This window comes from Thalassobellus sediminis, assembly GCF_044386045.1.
Classification (GTDB): Bacteria; Bacteroidota; Bacteroidia; order Flavobacteriales; family Flavobacteriaceae; genus Thalassobellus; species Thalassobellus sediminis.
In genome coordinates this window covers 1-778 of record NZ_JBISCD010000029.1, presented here as the reverse complement: position 1 = coordinate 778, position 778 = coordinate 1, and the positions used below count along the sequence as shown (strand labels likewise).

Sequence of the window (778 nt, the reverse complement as noted above, 5' to 3'; positions counted from 1 at the left end):
CGTTGTAAACAAGCTAAACCAAAATATGAACTTCATTAAAAAACTTTTCGGATTAAATAAAAAAGAGGAAGAAGAATACTCTGTAAATTTTATTGTCGCAACTCTAAATGATAAAGTAATGCCAATCGATAGAGGAGAAATTTATGAAGACCCATTAGATGAATTTCTTCAAGCTAATGGAATTGGAGAAGTTACAGGCGGAGGAACTATGCAATTAGAATCTGGAGAATTGGAATACTGTGACGTAGAAATACAAATAAATTCTGATGAGATTAATGAAAATCATATTAAATCAATCATTGAGAAACTTGAAGAGCTTGGAGCACCAAAAGGTTCTAAACTGACAATTGAGAAAACGGAAGAGAAAATTGAATTTGGAAAAAAGGAAGGTTTAGGAATTTATCTTGACGGAATAAATCTGTCCGATGAAGTTTATAAAAATTCTGACTCTGAAGCTTTGGCTATAGAGATTAGACGATTAGCAAATATAAAAGATAATGTTCTTCGATATTGGCAAGGAAATACAGAAACTGGATTATATTTTTATGGAGAATCATTTGAGAAAATAAATGAATCGATTGCTGACTTTGTAAAAACTCATCCAGAATGTGAAAATTGCCGAATTGAAAGAGTCGCATAAAAGCCTGTTTACAACAAAGTATAAAAATAATGCTTAAATTTATTCCTTAATCTAAAGGTTAGTGCATTTTTAGTCACTCTGATTTTCCTGCGGAAAATCCTCGGACACAAAACCGCACTATCCTTATACACAACCGTT

General features: G+C 31.7%; 1 protein-coding gene. It reads left to right on the top strand.

Annotated features, from left to right (window positions below):
- The coding region (locus ACH5TW_RS00380) for a hypothetical protein (protein WP_439334492.1) at nucleotides 1–640 on the top strand (640 nt) is incomplete at its 5' end.
- Nucleotides 641–778 lie beyond the last annotated feature (138 nt).